The organism is Pseudomonas sp. Pc102, from assembly GCF_018408275.1.
Lineage (GTDB): Bacteria > Pseudomonadota > Gammaproteobacteria > Pseudomonadales > Pseudomonadaceae > Metapseudomonas > Metapseudomonas tohonis.
The window spans coordinates 2,324,681-2,343,363 of record NZ_AP021905.1; the positions used below are offsets into that span (position 1 = coordinate 2,324,681).

20 protein-coding genes are annotated in these 18,683 nt (G+C 66.4%); 15 read left to right on the top strand and 5 right to left on the bottom strand.

The genetic code is table 11. The annotated features are described in order from the left end of the window. Nucleotides 1-233: 233 nt before the first annotated feature. Complete coding sequence (gene pdxB, locus PHLH3_RS10830) at nucleotides 234-1,376, top strand: 4-phosphoerythronate dehydrogenase PdxB (RefSeq protein WP_213629200.1); 1,143 nt, start codon at nucleotides 234-236, stop codon at nucleotides 1,374-1,376. Between the two features lie 71 nt (nucleotides 1,377-1,447). Here pdxB and PHLH3_RS10835 read toward each other — a convergent pair whose 3' ends face one another. Beyond that, entirely contained in the window at nucleotides 1,448-1,624 is a 177-nt protein-coding gene (locus PHLH3_RS10835; RefSeq protein WP_213629201.1) for a PA1571 family protein, read from the bottom strand. A 194-nt stretch (nucleotides 1,625-1,818) separates the two neighbouring features. Between PHLH3_RS10835 and PHLH3_RS10840 the strand changes: the two genes are divergently transcribed. The 6 genes from PHLH3_RS10840 (at nucleotide 1,819) to PHLH3_RS10865 (ending at nucleotide 7,697) form a co-directional block, all read left to right on the top strand. Next, nucleotides 1,819-2,958: an ATP-NAD kinase family protein gene (locus PHLH3_RS10840; RefSeq protein WP_213629202.1), complete on the top strand. Its 1,140-nt coding sequence runs from the start codon at nucleotides 1,819-1,821 to the stop codon at nucleotides 2,956-2,958. Nucleotides 2,959-3,250: 292 nt separating this feature from the next. Then, a complete protein-coding gene (locus PHLH3_RS10845) occupies nucleotides 3,251-3,649 on the top strand; it encodes a GFA family protein (RefSeq protein ID WP_213629203.1) in 399 nt (132 codons plus the stop codon). A gap of 2 nt (nucleotides 3,650-3,651) precedes the next feature. Continuing rightward, a complete protein-coding gene (locus tag PHLH3_RS10850) occupies nucleotides 3,652-4,230 on the top strand; it encodes a DUF1287 domain-containing protein (protein WP_213629204.1) in 579 nt (192 codons plus the stop codon). 50 nt (nucleotides 4,231-4,280) lie between these two features. Further along, a complete protein-coding gene (locus PHLH3_RS10855) occupies nucleotides 4,281-4,721 on the top strand; it encodes a thiol-disulfide oxidoreductase DCC family protein (RefSeq protein WP_213629205.1) in 441 nt (146 codons plus the stop codon). A 72-nt stretch (nucleotides 4,722-4,793) separates the two neighbouring features. Continuing rightward, nucleotides 4,794-6,566: an ABC transporter transmembrane domain-containing protein gene (locus PHLH3_RS10860; protein WP_213629206.1), complete on the top strand. Its 1,773-nt coding sequence runs from the start codon at nucleotides 4,794-4,796 to the stop codon at nucleotides 6,564-6,566. Between the two features lie 114 nt (nucleotides 6,567-6,680). Continuing rightward, nucleotides 6,681-7,697, top strand: coding sequence for a saccharopine dehydrogenase NADP-binding domain-containing protein (locus PHLH3_RS10865; RefSeq protein ID WP_244863015.1), 1,017 nt, complete (start codon nucleotides 6,681-6,683; stop codon nucleotides 7,695-7,697). A 153-nt stretch (nucleotides 7,698-7,850) separates the two neighbouring features. Here the strand turns inward: PHLH3_RS10865 and PHLH3_RS10870 are convergent, their stop codons facing one another. Beyond that, nucleotides 7,851-8,132 (bottom strand): pyrimidine/purine nucleoside phosphorylase, encoded by a 282-nt coding sequence (locus PHLH3_RS10870; RefSeq protein WP_111262861.1) that lies wholly within the window; start codon nucleotides 8,130-8,132, stop codon nucleotides 7,851-7,853. A gap of 89 nt (nucleotides 8,133-8,221) precedes the next feature. Further along, the gene (locus tag PHLH3_RS10875) at nucleotides 8,222-8,770 is read right to left on the bottom strand and encodes an exonuclease domain-containing protein (protein WP_213629207.1); all 549 of its coding nucleotides are present in this window, start codon (nucleotides 8,768-8,770) and stop codon (nucleotides 8,222-8,224) included. Between the two features lie 120 nt (nucleotides 8,771-8,890). Between PHLH3_RS10875 and PHLH3_RS10880 the strand changes: the two genes are divergently transcribed. Further along, on the top strand, nucleotides 8,891-9,763 hold the full coding sequence (locus tag PHLH3_RS10880; RefSeq protein WP_213629208.1) for an NAD(P)-dependent oxidoreductase: 873 nt from the start codon (nucleotides 8,891-8,893) through the stop codon (nucleotides 9,761-9,763). Nucleotides 9,764-9,811: 48 nt separating this feature from the next. Here PHLH3_RS10880 and PHLH3_RS10885 read toward each other — a convergent pair whose 3' ends face one another. After that, a complete protein-coding gene (locus PHLH3_RS10885; RefSeq protein WP_043247147.1) occupies nucleotides 9,812-10,153 on the bottom strand; it encodes a DMT family protein in 342 nt (113 codons plus the stop codon). A 152-nt stretch (nucleotides 10,154-10,305) separates the two neighbouring features. Between PHLH3_RS10885 and PHLH3_RS10890 the strand changes: the two genes are divergently transcribed. The 3 genes from PHLH3_RS10890 (at nucleotide 10,306) to PHLH3_RS10900 (ending at nucleotide 13,552) form a co-directional block, all read left to right on the top strand. Beyond that, nucleotides 10,306-12,471, top strand: coding sequence for an alpha-glucosidase (locus PHLH3_RS10890; RefSeq protein WP_213629209.1), 2,166 nt, complete (start codon nucleotides 10,306-10,308; stop codon nucleotides 12,469-12,471). Between the two features lie 144 nt (nucleotides 12,472-12,615). Next, complete coding sequence (locus PHLH3_RS10895; protein ID WP_213629210.1) at nucleotides 12,616-12,891, top strand: YkgJ family cysteine cluster protein; 276 nt, start codon at nucleotides 12,616-12,618, stop codon at nucleotides 12,889-12,891. 46 nt (nucleotides 12,892-12,937) lie between these two features. Beyond that, a complete protein-coding gene (locus tag PHLH3_RS10900) occupies nucleotides 12,938-13,552 on the top strand; it encodes an START domain-containing protein (protein WP_213629211.1) in 615 nt (204 codons plus the stop codon). Between the two features lie 214 nt (nucleotides 13,553-13,766). Here PHLH3_RS10900 and gltA read toward each other — a convergent pair whose 3' ends face one another. Continuing rightward, nucleotides 13,767-15,056: a citrate synthase gene (gene gltA, locus PHLH3_RS10905; RefSeq protein WP_111262869.1), complete on the bottom strand. Its 1,290-nt coding sequence runs from the start codon at nucleotides 15,054-15,056 to the stop codon at nucleotides 13,767-13,769. 361 nt (nucleotides 15,057-15,417) lie between these two features. On the opposite strand from gltA, the gene sdhC reads away from it, so the two are divergent. The 4 genes from sdhC to PHLH3_RS10925 are packed head-to-tail and all read left to right on the top strand — an operon-like array spanning nucleotide 15,418 to nucleotide 18,664. Then, complete coding sequence (gene sdhC, locus PHLH3_RS10910; RefSeq protein ID WP_111262870.1) at nucleotides 15,418-15,792, top strand: succinate dehydrogenase, cytochrome b556 subunit; 375 nt, start codon at nucleotides 15,418-15,420, stop codon at nucleotides 15,790-15,792. Continuing rightward, nucleotides 15,786-16,154: a succinate dehydrogenase, hydrophobic membrane anchor protein gene (gene sdhD / locus PHLH3_RS10915; protein WP_111262871.1), complete on the top strand. Its 369-nt coding sequence runs from the start codon at nucleotides 15,786-15,788 to the stop codon at nucleotides 16,152-16,154. Before sdhC ends, sdhD begins: the two co-directional genes overlap by 7 nt. Nucleotides 16,155-16,157: 3 nt before the next feature. Next, entirely contained in the window at nucleotides 16,158-17,930 is a 1,773-nt protein-coding gene (gene sdhA, locus PHLH3_RS10920; RefSeq protein ID WP_213629212.1) for a succinate dehydrogenase flavoprotein subunit, read from the top strand. Between the two features lie 26 nt (nucleotides 17,931-17,956). Next, nucleotides 17,957-18,664, top strand: a complete 708-nt coding sequence (locus tag PHLH3_RS10925; RefSeq protein WP_111262889.1) for a succinate dehydrogenase iron-sulfur subunit — start codon at nucleotides 17,957-17,959, stop codon at nucleotides 18,662-18,664. Nucleotides 18,665-18,683 lie beyond the last annotated feature (19 nt).

Genomic DNA, 18,683 nt, shown 5'->3' on the forward strand with positions numbered 1-18,683 from the left:
GTCCGTATTGCTTGTGGCCCACGGGGTGGGCATGCCTGGCTGCGATGGGCTCGCAACGGGCGCTGGCCTGGCCGTGGCAGGGGGAATGCCGGCGATAGAGGGCAGCGGAGGCGAAAGACCGCGTAGTCTACGCCTTGACGGCGCAGTCAGGAAAGAGGGGGCGATGCCTACCCGCGAGGCGACGCCGGGTGGGTGGATTCCGTAGAATGACCGCCTTGCCTCCGGAGAGCGCCATGCGAATCCTTGCTGACGAAAACATCCCCCTGGTCGACGCCTTCTTCGGCGCCTTCGGCCCCATCCGCCGCCTGCCGGGGCGGGCCATCGACCGGGCCGCCCTGGGCGATGCCGAGGTATTGCTGGTGCGCTCGGTGACCCGTGTCGACCGCGCCCTGCTGGAAGGCAGCGCGGTGCGCTTCGTCGGCACCTGCACCATCGGCACCGATCACCTGGATCTGGACGGGTTCGCCGAGGCCGGCATCGCCTGGTCCAGTGCCCCCGGCTGCAACGCACGTGGGGTGGTGGATTTCGTGCTGGGCAGCCTGCTGACTTTGGCCGAGGACGAGGGCGTGTCGCCGACGACCCGTACCTACGGTGTGGTCGGTGCCGGCCAGGTGGGCGGGCGCCTGGTGGAGGTGCTGCGCGGCCTGGGCTGGCGGGTGCTGGTCTGCGACCCGCCGCGCCAGGCGGCCGAAGGCGGAGACTATGTCGACCTGGAGACCCTGCTGGAGCATTGCGACGCCATCAGCCTGCATACGCCGCTGGACAAGGGCGGCGCCCACCCCACCCACCATCTGCTGGGCGCCGCTGAACTGGCGCGACTGAAGCCCGGCTGCTGGCTGATCAACGCCAGCCGGGGCGCGGTGGTGGACAACCCGGCACTGCGCGATGCGCTGCGCAGCCGGCCGGACCTGCGCGCGGTACTGGACGTCTGGGAAGGCGAGCCTGAGGTAGACCCGGAACTGGCCGCGCTGTGCCGTATCGCCACGCCGCACATCGCCGGCTACAGCCTGGACGGCAAGCTGCGCGGCACCGCGCAGATCTACCAGGCGTTCTGCCGTGCCCAGGGCCTCGAGGAAAGCGTGCATCTGGATGCGTTGCTGCCCGCGCCCTGGCTGCCTGAATTGACCCTGGACGCCAGCGCCGACCCGGTCTGGGCCCTGGCCATGCTGTGCCGCGCGGTGTACGACCCGCGCCGCGACGACGCCGACTTCCGCCGCAGCCTGGTGGGCGATGCCGCGCAGCGCCGCCTGGCCTTCGATACCCTGCGCAAGCACTACCCGGTGCGCCGGGAAATCGACGGCCTGCGGGTCCGGCTCCAGGGCGAGGCGCCGCAACTGGCGCAGTGGGTGAGGGCGCTGGGCGCCGAGCTGGCCTGATCACCGGCCAGGACGCTGGAATGAAAAGGCCCGGGCAGGTGCCCGGGCCTTCGGAGTGGAGCGAAGCGGGGTCAGGCCTGTTTGCGGGTGCTGACCGACTGCCTGTCCAGTTCCTTGCAGGCATGCTGGATCATGCCTTCGGTGATCGGAATCTCGCGACCTTGCGCGTCGATGATCGCGCCGCCAACGGGCTGCTGCGGTTGAAGTGGAACGACCCGGCGGGTGGTAGTGCTGTTCTGCAAGCTCATGGCCTGTCTCCTCATCAGGTGGTGCGCGCAGTCTAGGTCCCATAGATGAACGCGCAGTGACAGTCAGGCGCCAGTATTACGCCGTAAAGCAATGGGACCGGAGGGTATCTGCAGCGATTGTGCCAATCGCGCTGACCGTCCGGCCCCACAGGTTGACCCGCAGCGCGGGCCGAGAGTTCAGCGAAGAGGTTGGCATGTCGACATTCCGTATGGGCCTGATCATCAATCCCCTGGCCGGGCTGGGCGGCACGGCTGCACTCAAGGGCAGCGACGGTGTCGCCGCCGAGGCCCAGGCGCGGGGCGCCCTGCCTCGTGCCGAGGAGCGCACGCGCCTGGCGCTGGAGTCCCTGCTGCCCCTGGCGGAGCGCCTCGAATTCCTCACCTTCCCCGGCGCCATGGGCGCTGACCTCCTGGCGCGCATGGGTTTCCGTCATCGCCTGGTCGGAGCCCTGGAGGGTGCCACCAGCAGCGCCGCCGACACCCGCCATGCCGTGGTGGCGCTGCAGGAGGCGGGGGTGTCGCTGATCCTCTTCGCCGGGGGCGACGGCACGGCCCGGGACGTCAGCGCGGCTGCCCGTGAAGACCAGCCGGTGCTGGGCATCCCGGCGGGGGTGAAGATCCATTCCGGGGTCTATGCCATCAGCCCGCGCGCCGCTGGCGAGCTGGCGCGACGCCTGGTGGAGGGCGGGCTGGTGCGCCTGGCCAGCGGCGAGGTGCGCGACCTCGACGAGGCCGCCCTGCGCGACGGCAAGGTGGCGGCGCGCTGGTACGGCGAGCTGACGGTGCCGGTGGAGGGCCACTTCATGCAGCAGGTGAAGCAGGCGGGCATGGAGTCCGAGGAGCTGGTGCTGGTCGAACTCGCCGATTGGCTGGCGGACAGCTGGGAGGCAGGCGTGCGCTATGTCTTCGGCCCCGGCTCGACCCTGCATGGCCTGGCGGGCAACCTCGGCCTGGAGACCACCCTGCTGGGCGTGGACGTGATCGAGAACGGGCAGGTGATCGCCCGTGACGTCACCGAGGCCCAGCTGTTCGCGCTCGTGGATGGCCATCCGGCCTTCCTTCTGGTCACCGCCATCGGCGGCCAGGGCCACATCATCGGCCGCGGCAACCAGCAGATCAGCCCGCGCGTGCTGCGCGCCATCGGCCTCGAACGCCTGCGGGTGGTCGCCACCAAACGCAAGCTCGGCACCCTCGAAGGCCGGCCCCTGCTGGTGGACAGCGGTGATCCCCAGCTGGACGACGCCTTCCCCGATGCGGTGCGCGTCTGGGCGGGCTACAAGGAAGAGCTGCTGTACCCGCTGGGCTGGGGCGGCGAAGTCGACCCGGAGGCCTGACCGGCAGATGACTACAGCGCGCTGGGAACCGACCTAAAGCGCAAGCGGCGGGCGCCCCTGGCAATGCACCAGGCCGATCCTTAAGGTTGGCCGGGCCTGCCGATCCGGTGCTTCCACCCCCGGCGCATTCTCCTCAGGGCTTATGGTTGGGGCGTCGGGGGTGGAATCCCGGATCGGCAGGCTCCTTTGCACAGCTGAATACCCTTGGCCCGATGGCTCACACCATCGGGCATTTTCCGTTGCCTTCCGCTCCGCTACTCTTGCCGCTGCACACCTGTCCGAGGAGGGAAACATGGTCCAGGGTGGTTGCCTGTGCGGCGGAGTCCGCTTCGAAATCGAGGGTGAGCTGGCGCCGATCCAGATCTGTCACTGCAGCCAGTGCCGCAAGGCGCAGGGCACGCCCTTCGTCACCAATATCCCGGTGGACGAGACGCGCTTCCGCCTGCTCGCCGGAGCAGGGCTGCTGCGCGCCTTCAGCTCCTCGCCGGGCAAGCAGCGGGTGTTCTGCGAGCAGTGTGGCTCGCCCCTCTACAGCATGAGCGAGAAGGCCCCCGGCGTACTGCGCATCCGCGCCGGCCTGCTGGAAGGCGAGCTGGCCACGCGCCCCGCGAACCACGCCTACGTGGCCTCCAAGGCCAACTGGTGGGACATCGACGATGCCCTGCCGCAATTCCCACAAGGGCGAGGTTGATCATGTTCAAGCGACTGTTCTGCCTGTGCCTGCTGCTGGCCAGCCTGGGGGCCGAGGCAGCGGTGGATGCCGGGCGTCTGGTGGATTCGGCGCGTGCCCAGATCGGCGTGACCCTTAGCTACGACGCGGTCTACCGGCGCATCGCCTACCCCGGTGGCGACGTACCGCTGGCCACCGGGGTGTGCACCGATGTGGTGATCCGCGCATTGCGCGAGCAGGGCCTGGACCTGCAGAAAGTGGTGCACGAGGACATGCGCAGTCACTTTTCCGCCTACCCGCGCAACTGGGGCCTGAAGCGCCCCGACCCGAACATCGACCATCGCCGCGTGCCCAACCTGATGACCTGGTTCAAGCGCCAGGGCATGGCGCTGACCCCGAGCGACCAGGCCGCCAGCTATCGGCCCGGCGACATCGTCACCTGGGACCTGGGGCGCGGCCTGCAGCACATCGGCATCCTGTCCGACCGCACCGGTGTCGATGGCGCGCCGCTGGCGCTGCACAACATCGGGCGGGGCACACAGGAGGAGGACATCCTCTTCCGCTACCGGATCATCGGGCACTACCGCTTCGCAGAACGTTGAATCGGCGCCTGCTAGTATCCGCACCATCCTTTCCTGAGCGGGAGCGCGTGATGAGCGCCGATTCCTTTCCTCCCCACATCCAGCCCGGCGAACGGGTGGTGCTCTTCGATGGCGTGTGCAAGCTGTGCAACGGCTGGGCGCGCTTCCTGATCCGTCATGACCGCGAGCGCCTGTTCAAGCTGGCCTCGGTGCAATCCCCCGAAGGCCAGGCGATCCTGCGCTGGTATGGCATGCCCACCGACCACTTCGACACCATGGCCTACATCGAGGGGCGTGATCTGTTCGTGCGCTCCGACGCGGTGCTGCGCATCGCCCGCCAGCTGCCGTGGCCATGGCGCCTGGCCTCGGTGGCGCGCGTGGTGCCGGCGTTCCTGCGCGACTGGCTCTACGACCGCATCGCGCTGAACCGCTACCGGCTGTTCGGTCGCCACGAGGTCTGCCTGTTGCCGGACCCCGACCACGAACGACGCTTTCTCCACGCCGACCACTAAGCGGTTCCATGCCGCTGGCGCCGCGCCGGGAAAAACCGCAGAGTGGCGCCTCCTCCCGAACGAGTCCTCGCAATGGGTCTGCTTTCCTCTCGCCAGCGCAACGCCCTGCGCATGGCCGCGCGCTTCGTCGCTCCCTATCGCTGGCGGGTGATCGGTGCGCTGCTGGCATTGCTGTTCACCGCCGCCATCACGCTGTCGATGGGGCAGGGCATCCGCCTGCTGGTGGACCAGGGGCTGGCGACCCAGTCACCGCAAGCGCTGAACCATTCGATCCTGCTGTTCTTCGTCCTCGTGGTGGCCCTGGCGCTGGGTACCTTCAGCCGCTTCTACCTGGTGTCCTGGGTGGGTGAGCGCTTCGTCGCCGATATCCGCAAGCGGGTGTTCAACCACCTGATCGAGCTGCACCCCGGCTTCTTCGAAACCAACCGCGCCTCGGAGATCCAGTCGCGCCTGACCGCCGACACCACGCTGCTGCAATCGGTGATCGGCTCCTCGCTGTCCCTGGCGCTGCGCAACGGCATCATGCTGATCGGCGGCATCGCCCTGTTGTTCGTCACCAACCCCAAGCTGACCGGCATCGTGGTCGTCGCGCTGCCACTGGTGGTGGCGCCGATCCTCATTTTCGGCCGCCGCGTGCGCAACCTCTCGCGGCAGAGCCAGGACCGCATCGCCGATGTCGGCAGCTACGTCGGCGAGACCCTGGGGCAGATCAAGACGGTGCAGGCCTACAACCACCAGGCCCAGGACCGCGAGCGCTTCGGCCACACGGTGGAAGGCGCCTTCGACACCGCGCGCAAGCGCATCGCCCAGCGCGCCTGGCTGATCACCGTGGTCATCGTGCTGGTGCTCGGCGCGGTGGGGGTGATGCTCTGGGTCGGCGGCATGGACGTGATCGCCGGGCGCATCTCCGGCGGTGACCTGGCGGCCTTCGTGTTCTACAGCCTGATCGTCGGTTCCGCCTTCGGTGCCATCAGCGAGGTGATCGGCGAGCTGCAGAGTGCCGCCGGTGCCGCCGAGCGCATCGCCGAACTGTTGCAGACCCGCAGCACCATCAAGGCGCCCGAGAGCGACCTGCTGCGCCTGCCCGAGCGGGTCGAGGGCGAGCTGGAGTTGCGAGGCCTGCGGTTCGCCTACCCGACGCGGCCGCAGAGCCTGGCCATCGACGGCATCGACCTGCGCGTGCGCCCTGGCGAGACCCTGGCGCTGGTCGGGCCCTCGGGAGCCGGCAAGTCCACGCTCTTCGACCTGCTGCTGCGTTTCTTCGATCCCACCGAGGGCGAGGTGCGGGTGGACGGCCTGCCGATCCAGCGCCTGGACCCGGCCGACCTGCGTCGCTGCTTCGCCCTGGTGTCGCAGAGCCCGGCGCTGTTCTTCGGCAGCGTCGAGGACAACATCCGCTACGGCCGGCCCGCTGCCAGCCAGGCCGAAGTCGAGGCCGCGGCACGGGCGGCCCACGCCCACGAATTCATCCAGCGCATGCCCCAGGGCTACCAGACGCACCTGGGCGACGGCGGCATCGGTCTCTCCGGTGGCCAGCGGCAGCGCCTGGCCATCGCCCGTGCATTGCTGGTGGATGCCCCGATCCTGCTCCTCGATGAAGCCACCAGTGCGCTGGACGCCGAGAGCGAGCACCTGATCCAGCAGGCCCTGCCCGAGGTGATGAGCGGGCGCACCACGCTGGTGATCGCCCACCGCCTGGCCACGGTGCAGAGTGCCGATCGCATCGCGGTCATCGACCAGGGCCGACTGGTCGCCATCGGTCGCCACCAGGAGCTGGTGCTGAGCAGCCCGCTCTATGCGCGCCTGGCAGAGTTGCAGTTTTCCACGTCGAGAGAAACGGCCTGAGCGGCCTCACAGGGAGTCAGTGGTGAAAGATGGATTGAGGGTGCTGGTGCTGGGGGCTACGGCAATTTCGGCCGGTTGATCGTGCGGCGCCTGCGCAGTATCGGAGGTCTCGGCGTGATCGCCGCCGGGCGTGACCTGGCCAAGGCCCGGGCGCTGGCCGTGGAAACCGGTTGCGAGGCGGCACGCCTGGATATCGACCAGGCCGGGTTGGCCCAGGCCTTCGTCGAGCTGGGGGCCCAGGTGGTGGTGTCCACGGTCGGGCCCTTCCAGGGGCAGGACTACCGGGTCGCCGAGGCGGCGCTGGAGGCGGGCTGCCATTACATCGACCTGGCCGATGCACGGGCCTTCGTCTGCGGCATCGGCCGACTGGACGCCGCTGCCCGCGAGCGCGGCCTGCTGGTCTGTGCTGGCGCCAGCTCGGTTCCGGGGCTGAGCGCGGCCGTGGTGGACGAGCTGCTGCCGCGCTTCAGCCGGCTGGACAGCATCGAACACGGCATCAGTTCCTCGGAGAAGACGCCGGGGCTGTCGACCCTCGAAGCGGTGCTCGGCTACTGCGGCCGGCCGGTGCGGGTCTGGCAGGACGGCGCCTGGGGCTCGCTCCACGGCTGGCAGGGCCTGCGCCGGCACGCCTTCCGCGCGCCGATGGGGCCGCGCTGGGTAGGCGTTTGCGACATTCCCGACCTCGAACTCTTCCCCGTGCGCTACCCGGGCGTGCGCGACGTCAGCTTCCGCGCCGGCGTCGGCCTGCGTCTCACCCAGTTCGGCACCTGGGCGCTGTCCTGGCTGGTGCGCGGCGGGCTGGTGCGCAACGCCGTCGGCCTGGCGTCGCTGCTGCGCCGGGGGGCGGTGCTGGTGGAGCCCCTGGGCGACGGCCTCAGCGGCATGTTCGTGACGCTGCGCGGGCTGGATGGCGAGGGCCGGCCGCTGGTGCTCACCTGGGAACTGGTCGCCTACGACAACGATGGCCCCAACATCCCCTGCATGGCCGCCGTGGCGCTGGTGCGCAAGCTCGCCACGGGCACCCTGGCGGCGCGCGGCGCGATGCCCTGCATCGGCCTGTTCAGCCGCGCCGAGTACCTGGCGGAGCTGGAAGGCATGCGCATCAAGGTGGCGATCCGGGAAGGGGAGTAGCCGCGCTGGCTACGGCTCTCCGCAGGATGGGTCGGGCGGCGTTCCGCGAGCGAAGCGAAACCCATCAATGCGAAGCCCAGCCTCGTCTCTTGGGACCCGCATCGCACCCATAAAAAACCGGCCACTCGGGCCGGTTCTTCACCACATCACAACTCAGCGGTATTCGCAGAGGTACGCGGTGTCCTGGGCGACTTTCAACTGGAACTTGCTGTCGGCCGGCACGGTGAACTTGCTGCCGGCGGCGAAGGTTTCCCAGCTGTCGCTGCCCGGCAGCTTGACGGTCAGGGCGCCGGCGACGACGTGCATCACTTCCAGCTGGCTGGTGCCGAATTCGTATTCGCCGGGGGCCATCACGCCGATGGTGGCGGGGCCTTCGCTCATGCCGAAGGCGATGGATTTGACGGTGCCGTCGAAGTACTCGTTGACCTTGAACATGGCAGGGATCCTTGAGAGGGGTTGGAAAAAGGGCCCGCCAGTATGCCCAAGCCGCTTTGCAGCGTCACTAGGCAATGCGGCGGGGCGTTTCAGGAGGTCGCGGGGAGTACCAGGGGCAGCAGGCGCGCGGTGTTGCGTGCATCTTCCAGGGCCCGGTGCTGCTGGCCCTGGAAGCTGAGGCCGGCCAGTTGCAGCGCGGTGTGCAGGCCCACCGGCTGCTTGAGCTGGCGGACGCGGGCGAAGTGCTGCTTGAGGTTGAGATGGGGAATGGTGGCGAGGCGGCTGACCAATTGCTGCTGGCGCCACTCCTGCTCCAGCTGGCGGCGGTCGTAATCGCCCCAGCTGACCCAGTTGACCAGGCGTGGCTGGTAGTTCTGCAGCCAGCGTTCGAAGGTCGGCCAGACCTGCGCCAGCGGCGCGGCGCTGTCGACGCTGGCCTGGCTGATGTGGGTCAGCTGGCGGCAGAAGGTGGTCAGGCAGGGGCGACGCAATGGGCGCACGAAGCGCTGGAAATGATCCACCTCGCGACCGTCGGCGGCCACGACCGAGGCGCCGATCTCGATGATCTCCATGTCTTCCAGGGGCCAGCCGCCTTCCTCGGTCGTGGCCTCCAGGTCTATCACCAGCCAGTGCGGCATGGGGCTCTCCTTGGCGCTTGCGGGGTGTTGCGGCAACTTCCGGGCGAGTATGGAGGGGCTTTCGCGGCTCGGCAAACCGCGTGTTAGGCTTCCTGGGACTTGCACAGAGGAGGGTTTGAGATGGCGAAGGTGACCTTTATCGGGCTCGGCGTGATGGGCTTCCACATGGCCGGCCACCTGGCGTGCGAAGGGCACGAGGTACGCGTCTACAACCGCTCGCCGGAGAAGGCCTCGCTCTGGTGCGACGAATTCGGTGGCGACAGCTTCGCCACCCCGCGCGAGGCGGCGCAGGGCTCGGACCTGGTGATGACCTGCGTGGGCAACGACGATGACCTGCGCGCGGTGGTGCTGGGTGAGCACGGCGCCTTCGCCGGCATGCAGCCCGGCAGCGTGCTGGTGGATCACACCACCGCCTCGGCCGATGTGGCCCGGGAGCTGGCCGCCCTGGCCGCCGAGCGTGGGCTGGGCTTTCTCGATGCGCCGGTCTCCGGCGGCCAGGCGGGCGCCGAGAGCGGCATGCTGACGGTGATGGTCGGGGGGGAGCGCGAACTCTACGAGCGGGCGGCGCCGGTGATCGACAGCTACGCACGGATGACCCGGCTGATGGGCCCGGTGGGCAGCGGCCAACTGACCAAGATGGTCAACCAGATCTGCGTCGGCGGGCTGCTCCAGGGGCTTTCCGAGGCCCTGCATTTCGCCCGTCGCTCCGGGCTCGATGCGGCGGCGGCCATGGAGGTGATCGGCAAGGGCGCGGCGCAGTCCTGGCAACTGGAACACCGCCACCAGAGCATGCTCGAAGGCAAGTTCGACTTCGGCTTCGCCGTGGACCTGATGCGCAAGGACTTCGCCATCGTCTTCGCCGAGGCACAGCGCAACGGCGCGCAATTGCCGGTCACCGAACTGGTGGACCGCTTCTACGGCGAGATCCAGGCCGAGGGCGGCGGGCGCTGGGATACCTCCAGCCTGATCACCCGCCTCGAACCGCCGAAGTGAGCCTGGCGCGGTCGGTCGCAACGACCGCCGCGCCGCGCGTGAACGGCCTCAGGCGCGGAAGATGAAGTACACCGCGCCGAGCAGGCACAGGCCGGCCCAGAGGTAATCGAGCTTCAGCGGCTGCTGCATGAAGTAGACGCTGAAGGGCACGAACACCGCGAGGGTGATCACCTCCTGCATGATCTTCAACTGGCCGACCGACAGCGCCGTGTAGCCGATGCGGTTGGCCGGCACCTGCAGCAGGTACTCGAACAGCGCGATCCCCCAGCTGATCAGTGCGGCGATGATCCAGGGCTTGGTGTTCAGGGTCTTGAGATGGCCGTACCAGGCGAACGTCATGAAGACGTTGGACAGGGTGAGCAACAGGGCGGTTTGCAGCCAGACCGGCATGACGGTGACTCCGCGATTTAAGGGGGGGCGCGCCAGACTAAATGGCGGTGCAGGACAAGAAAAGGGGGCGAGCGATGCGCAGGTGGGTGAAAGGGACGGTGGCCATATTGCTGGCTGCGGCGGCGGGGGTGGCGGGATGGCAGGGGCTGCAGATGTGGAAGCAGCGCGCCGTGCTGGCCGAACTGGTGGTGCCACCGGCCTTCGCCGTACCCCGTGATTTCGATTTCGGTGACTACCGACTGGCCTGGAGTGGACACGGTCTGGCGCTGAGCCCGAAGGGCAACCCAGGCAAGCGGCTGTGGGCCACCGAGGGTGGCTTTCTCGCGGCCGGTATCGGCGAGGCCAGGGTCGAAGAGCACCGCGGTTCCTTGTTCGTAGACGAGCGCCGGAAGCTCCTCTGCCGCGAGCAGAGCCTGGACAGCTTCCAGGGGGCGGGCCAGCGGTTGGTGCTGCGGGGCCACCTGCGTTGCGCCGACGGTACCGTGAGCGGCTATGCCCTGGTGCTGGAGGCCGATGGCGGACGCGGTGTGCGCCTGGCCGTGGCCCTGGATGACCCGCGCCTCAACCGCCTCTACCTGAACTGGCAGCGGGACGCCGACGAACGCTTCTTCGGCTTCGGCGAGCAGTTCAGCGCCTTCGACCTGGCTGGCCGCCGTTTGCCCATCCTGGTGCAGGAACAGGGCGTCGGCCGCGGCCTGCAGCCCATCACCCTGGCTGCGGACCTCACGGCACGGGCCGGTGGCGACTGGACGAGCAGCTACGCGCCGGTGCCCTATTTCCTCACCTCGAAGTTGCGCGCCTTCTTCAGCGAATCCAGTGCCTACCAGGTGTTCGATCTGCGTGACCCGGCTCGGGTGGGCCTGGAGGTGCACGAAGGCAATCTGACCGCGCGCATCTACAACGGCGACAGCCCGGCCGCCCTGGTACGGGCTCACACCTCCGTGGTCGGGCGCATGGCGCCGCTGCCGGACTGGACCCAGCACGGCGCCATCCTCGGCCTGCAAGGCGGCACCGAGCGGGTGCGCGAGTTGCTGGCGCGCGTCGATGCGGCCGGTGTGCCGCTGGCCGGCGTCTGGCTGCAGGACTGGGTGGGCCAGCGCAGTACCACCTTCGGCAAGCAGCTCTGGTGGAACTGGACCCTCGACCCGCGCCACTACCCGCAGTGGCAGGCCCTGAGCGCCGAACTCGAGGCACGCGGCATTCGCACCCTGGCCTACGCCAATCCCTTCCTGGCGGACATCACCGAGAAGGGTGGCGAACAGCGCAATCTGTTCCGCGAGGCCCGTGAGCGCGGATTCCTGATGAAGGGGGCGGACGGCGCGCCGCTGGACCTGCTCAACACCAGCTTCAGTGCGGGGCTCGTCGACCTGAGCAGCCCCGAGGCGCGTCGCTGGCTCAAGGACGTGCTGCGCACGGAGATGCTCGGCCAGGGCTTTTCCGGCTGGATGGCCGACTTCGGCGAGGCGTTGCCCTTCGAGGCGCGCCCGGCCTCGGGCGAGGAGGCGGCCTTGCTGCACAACCGCTTCCCGGAAGAGTGGGCGCGGCTCAACCGTGAACTGGTGGAGGAGGTTGGCGGGGAAGGGGAGCTGCTGTTCTTCACCCGCGCCGGCTACAGCCGCAGCCCGGGCCTGACCACCAGCATGTGGCTGGGTGACCAGTTGGTGACCTGGGGCGCCCACGATGGCCTGCATAGCGCGCTGCTGGGGCTGCTCTCCGGCGGGCTTTCCGGGTTCGCCCTGAACCACGGCGATGCTGGCGGCTACACCACCATCAGCAACCCGCTGAAGGATTACCACCGCAGCGAGGAACTGCTGCAGCGCTGGGCGGAGTTCTCCGCCTTCACCAGCCTGCTGCGCACCCATGAGGGCAACCGCCCGGCGGACAACTCCCAGGTCTACGACTCGCCGGCGAGCCTGGCCCACTTCGCCCGTTGCGCCCAGCTGTTCGCCGCGCTGGCGCCCTACCGCAAGACGTTGATGGAGGAGGCGGCAGGTAGCGGGCTGCCACTGGTGCGTCCGCTCTGGCTGCAGTATCCCGACGATCCGGCGAGCCAGGAGTTGCAGCCGCGCAGCTTCATGCTGGGCGATCAACTGCTGGTGGCGCCTGTATTGGAGGCGGGCGTTGGGCGGCTGCAAGTGGCATTGCCGGCCGGGAGCTGGGTGCATCTGTGGTCGCGGACCACCTACCGGGCAGTGCCGGGCACACGGATCGAGGTCGCGGCGCCCATCGGCCAGCCGGCGGTGTTCTACCCGAAGGGCTCGGCGGTGGGCGAAGCGTTGCGCCGGGCGCTGCGGGAGCGGGGGCTCACTGGCTCCTGAGGCCGACGGGAGCGTACTGCGGGTTCGGTGGCGCCCATCAGGGTGAGGCTTTTGCTGGGCTGATTGGGGGATATCCCATTTATTCGGAGGCGCAGGTAGAATTCGCGCCCTTCATCGGCCGTGGCTTACAGAGAGGCCTCCGTCATGATCTGCCGTGCAGGCTGTGGCGCCTGTTGCATCGCGCCCTCCATCAGTTCTCCGATCCCCGGGATGCCCAATGGCAAGGCAGCGGGGGAGCGGTGTGTCCATCTTTCCGTCGAGCACCTTTGCGCGATCTTCGGCCAGCCAAGCCGCCCGAAGGTGTGCAGCGACTTCGATGCCGATCCTTTTGTCTGTGGCGACAGCCGGGAAGAGGCGATACGTTTGCTGGGCTGGTTGGAACAAGAGACGGCCGTGGCGGTCAGTCAATCTATCCAGTAGCCGTCCGGATGGACGACGGCTGGTCATCATAAGAAGGAGAACAAAGATGGTTTCGCTGCAACGAATCGCTATGATCTGCGGCTTCAGCGCGACGGCGCTGATGGTTGCTACTGCCCATGCCGAAGACTGGAAGTTGGCCAAGGACGAGGACGGCATCAAGGTGTACCTGAGCGAGGTGGCCGGTTCCAAGTACAAGGCCTATCGCGGGGTCGCCACCCTCAAGACCGACGTCGCCACCCTGCGTAAGCTGCAGGAAGACGTTTCCGGCTCCTGCGCCTGGATCCACGAGTGCGAGCAGCAGAAACTGCTCAAGTCGGAAGGCGCCGACAGCTGGACCTACACCCGCTTCAATACCCCCTGGCCGGTCACCCCGCGTGACTCGGTGATCCACGCCACCACCACCGAAGGTGCCGATGGCAGCCTGATCCGCACCCTCAAGGGTGAGCCCAAGTACCTGCCCGAAGAGAAGGGGTTCGTGCGCGTAGCGGCCGTGGAAGGGGTGTGGAAGTTCGTGCCCAAGGGCCCGGGCGAGGTGGAAGTGACCTATCAGGTGCACACCGAGCCGGGCGGCAGCGTGCCATCCTGGCTGGCCAACAGCTTCGTGGTCGATGCGCCGTTCAATACGATCAGCCACCTGCGTGAACGCGCCGAGAAGAAGTGAACGAACGGTCGTATTGAAAAGAGGCCCCGCGATGCGGGGCCTTTTCATTCGTGCGGCAGCCGGGGCGCGCCTTGCGGTGGCGAGAGGGAAGAGCCCGGTAGGCGCATCGGTGCGTGAACGGGGGCGTGGCGATAGTGGCCGCCAGCCTCGCATGCCTGGCTGGCGCCCATGAAAAAGCCCCGCGAGTGCGGGGCTTTTCCTGGAGCGGTACGTCTTACTTGCGCTTGTCGAGCGAGACGTAGTCGCGTTGCTCGTAGCCGGTGTACAGCTGGCGCGGACGGCCGATCTTGTAAGGGCTGGAGAGCATTTCCTTCCAGTGGGAGATCCAGCCGACGGTGCGCGCCAGGGCGAAGATCACGGTGAACATGCTGGTCGGGATGCCGATCGCCTTGAGGATGATCCCCGAGTAGAAGTCGACGTTCGGGTACAGGTTGCGTTCCTTGAAGTACGGATCGGTCAGGGCGATCTCTTCGAGACGCATGGCCAGTTCCAGTTGCGGATCGTTCGTGATCCCCAGTTCCTTCAGGACTTCGTCGCAGGTCTGCTTCATCACGGTGGCGCGCGGGTCGCGGTTCTTGTAGACGCGATGACCGAAGCCCATGAGCTTGAACGGATCGTTCTTGTCCTTGGCCTTGGCGATGAACTTGTCGATGTTCGAGACATCGCCGATCTCATCGAGCATGGTCAGTACCGCTTCGTTGGCACCGCCGTGCGCCGGGCCCCACAGGGCGGCGATGCCGGCTGCGATGCAGGCGAACGGGTTGGCACCGGAGGAGCCGGCCAGACGTACGGTGGAGGTGGAGGCGTTCTGCTCGTGGTCCGCATGCAGGATGAAGATGCGATCCATGGCCTTGGCCAGTACCGGGCTGATCGGTTTGATCTCGCACGGGGTGTTGAACATCATGTGCAGGAAGTTTTCCGCGTAGTTAAGGTCGTTGCGCGGATACATCATCGGCTGGCCCATGGAGTACTTGTAGACCATGGCAGCGATGGTGGGCATCTTGGCGACCAGGCGGATCGCGGAGATTTCGCGATGGTGCGGGTCGTTGATGTCCAGGGAGTCGTGATAGAAGGCGGAGAGGGCGCCCACTACACCGCACATGATCGCCATCGGATGGGCGTCGCGGCGGAAACCGTTGAAGAAGCTCTTCAGCTGTTCGTGAACCATGGTGTGGTTCTTGACGGTGCTGACGAACTTGGCCTTCTCCTCGGCGCTGGGCAGTTCGCCATTCAGCAGCAGGTAGCAGGTTTCCAGGTAGTCGGATTCTTCGGCCAGTTGTTCGATGGGGTAGCCGCGATGAAGCAGCACGCCCTTGTCGCCGTCGATGTAGGTGATCTTCGACTCGCAAGAGGCGGTAGACATAAAGCCAGGATCAAAAGTGAAGCGACCCGTGGAGGTCAGGCCCCGCACATCGATTACATCGGGACCTACGGTACCGGACAGAACGGGCAGCTCGACGGGGGCAATGCCCTCGATGATCAACTGCGCTTTTTTGTCAGCCATAGCGGCCTCCTATTTATGCTTGAAATCATCAGACAGCCCCCCACGCAGGGCCCGCACCACTATAGTGAGATAAATGCGAATGTCAATTTGAAGAAACCCATGTAGGAGAGGGGTTTGCGGGGTGTTTTTCGCTGAAAAAGGGCGCTATTTACGCCTTTTATATAAGGAGCGCAATCCGCTCTTAGGGGGAGGCCTTTCCGTTGTCATTAGTCAGCTAACTGTCTATACTCAGCGCCCGACTGCCAGGGGCCCTGAAGCCCGTATTCTGGAGGTCGGCACTCCCTTGGTGAGGGGTACCTGACCAGTGCACTTCCCGACAACTTGCCCTGATTGTTAGGGGCCTCAGTGTGAAAAAAAAGCCGTGAATAGCCAACGACCTGTAAACCTAGATCTCAGGACCATCAAACTCCCAATCACTGCTTACACGTCCATTCTCCACCGTATCTCTGGCGTCATCCTCTTCGTCGGCATCGCTGTGCTGCTTTACGCGCTCGGCAAGTCGCTGGCATCCGAGGAAGGCTTCGAGCAGGTGAAGGCGTGCCTGACCAGTCCGCTGGCCAAGTTTGTGATTTGGGGCCTGCTGTCCGCATTGCTTTATCACCTGGTCGCCGGTGTGCGCCACCTGGTGATGGATGCGGGTATCGGCGAGACGCTCGAGGGCGGCAAGCTGGGCTCGAAAATCGTCATCGCGATTTCCGCGGTGCTGATCGTGCTGGCGGGGGTGTGGGTATGGTAACCAATGTCACGAACTTCTCGCGTTCGGGCCTCTATGACTGGATGGCTCAGCGCGTTTCTGCGGTCGTTCTCGCGGCTTATTTCCTTTTCCTGCTGGGCTACCTCGTTGCGAATCCCGGCCTGACCTATGCTGACTGGCATGGTCTGTTCTCCCAGAACTGGATGCGCATCTTCAGCCTGCTCGGGCTGGTTGCTCTCGGTGTACATGCCTGGGTTGGCATGTGGACCATCTCCACTGACTACCTGACGCCGATGGCGCTGGGCAAGTGGGCAACCGTTGTGCGTTTCCTGTTCCAGGCAGTCTGCGGCATCGCCATGTTCGCGTACTTCGTCTGGGGCGTGCAGATTCTGTGGGGTATCTGATCCATGTCTAGCATTCGTACTCTTTCCTACGACGCCATCATCGTCGGCGGCGGTGGCGCTGGTATGCGCGCCGCGCTGCAATTGGCGCAGGGCGGCCACAAGACTGCTGTGGTCACCAAGGTCTTCCCGACCCGTTCTCACACCGTTTCCGCCCAGGGCGGCATCACCTGCGCCATCGCTTCGGCCGACCCGAACGACGATTGGCGCTGGCACATGTACGACACCGTCAAGGGCTCCGACTACATCGGTGACCAGGACGCGATCGAATACATGTGCTCCGTCGGCCCGGAAGCCGTGTTCGAGCTGGAACACATGGGCCTGCCGTTCTCCCGTACCGAGCAGGGCCGCATCTACCAGCGTCCGTTCGGTGGCCAGTCCAAGGACTTCGGCAAGGGTGGCCAGGCCGCCCGTACCTGCGCTGCCGCCGACCGTACCGGTCACGCGCTGCTGCACACTCTGTACCAGGCCAACCTGAAGAACGGCACCTCGTTCCTCAACGAGTGGTACGCCGTCGACTTGGTGAAGAACCAGGATGGCGCCGTGGTCGGCATCATCGCCATCTGCATCGAGACCGGCGAGACCGTCTACATCCGCTCCAAGGCCGTGGTGCTGGCCACGGGCGGCGCTGGCCGCATCTATGCGTCCACCACCAACGCCCTGATCAACACCGGTGACGGCATCGGCATGGCCCTGCGTGCAGGCGTGCCGGTCCAGGACATCGAAATGTGGCAGTTCCACCCGACCGGTATCGCCGGTGCCGGCGTGCTGGTGACCGAAGGTTGCCGTGGCGAGGGTGGCTACCTGATCAACGCCCATGGCGAGCGCTTCATGGAGCGTTACGCTCCGAACGCCAAGGACCTGGCCGGCCGCGACGTGGTCGCCCGTTCCATGGTCAAGGAAGTGCTGGCTGGCAACGGCTGTGGCCCGGACAAGGACCACGTGCTGCTGAAGCTCGACCACCTGGGCGAGGAAGTGCTGCACAGCCGCCTGCCGGGTATCTGCGAACTGTCGAAGACCTTCGCCCACGTCGACCCTGTCGTCGCGCCGGTGCCGGTGATCCCGACCTGCCACTACATGATGGGCGGCGTTGCCACCAACATCCATGGCCAGGCCATCACCCAGGATGCCAACGGCAAGGACACCATCATCGACGGCCTGTTCGCGGTCGGCGAAGTCGCCTGCGTATCCGTACACGGTGCCAACCGTCTCGGCGGCAACTCGCTGCTCGACCTGGTGGTATTCGGTCGTGCTGCCGGCCTGCACCTGGAAAAAGCCCTCAAGGAAGGTATCGAGCATCGCGGTGCTTCGGAAACCGACCTGGAGCTGTCGCTCAAGCGCCTGTCCGGCGTCAACGAGCGCAGCAGTGGCGAAGACGTGGCTCCGCTGCGTAAAGAACTGCAGAACTGCATGCAGAACTACTTCGGCGTATTCCGTACCGGCGAATACATGCAGAAAGGCATCGCTCAGCTGGCCGACCTGCGCGAGCGCATCGCCAACGTGAAGATCGCCGACAAGAGCCAGGCCTTCAACACCGCGCGTATCGAGGCGCTGGAACTGCAGAACCTTCTCGAAGTGGCCGAGGCTACCGCGATCGCAGCGGAGGTCCGCAAGGAATCCCGCGGCGCGCACGCCCGCGAAGACTTCGAAGATCGTGACGACGAGAACTGGCTGTGCCACACCCTGTATTTCCCGGGTGAGAAACGCGTTACCAAGCGCGACGTCAACTTCACGCCCAAGACCGTTCCGGCGTTTGAACCCAAAGTACGTACCTATTAAGGGTGGCTGATATGTCGCAAGCCAACATTCTGAAAGTCAGCGTTTATCGCTACAACCCGGACCAGGACGCTGCGCCCTTCATGCAGGACTTCCAGGTCGATACCGGCGGCAAGGACATCATGGTCCTGGACGTGCTGGCCCTGATCAAGGAGCAGGACGAGGGTTTCTCCTACCGTCGCTCCTGCCGTGAAGGCGTCTGCGGTTCCGACGGCATGAACATCAACGGCAAGAACGGCCTGGCCTGCATCACGCCGATCTCCGCTGCCGGCCTCAAGGGCGGCCAGCTGGTGATCCGCCCGCTGCCCGGGCTGCCGGTCATCCGTGACCTCGTCGTCGATATGAGCATCTTCTACAAGCAGTACGAGAAGGTGAAACCCTTCCTGCAGAACGACGCGCCCGCCCCGGCGATCGAGCGTCTGCAGTCCCCGGAAGAGCGCGAGAAGCTGGACGGTCTGTACGAGTGCATCCTGTGCGCCTGCTGCTCGACCTCCTGCCCCTCCTTCTGGTGGAACCCGGACAAGTTCCTCGGTCCCGCTGCACTGCTGCAGGCCTATCGCTTCCTGGCCGACAGCCGTGACACCAAGACCGAAGAGCGTCTGGCAGCGCTGGACGATCCGTTCAGCGTGTTCCGCTGCCGCGGCATCATGAACTGCGTGAGCGTCTGCCCCAAGGGTCTGAACCCGACGAAGGCGATCGGCCACGTACGTCACATGCTGCTGCAAAGCGGTACTTGATGCGCTTCATGCTTTACCC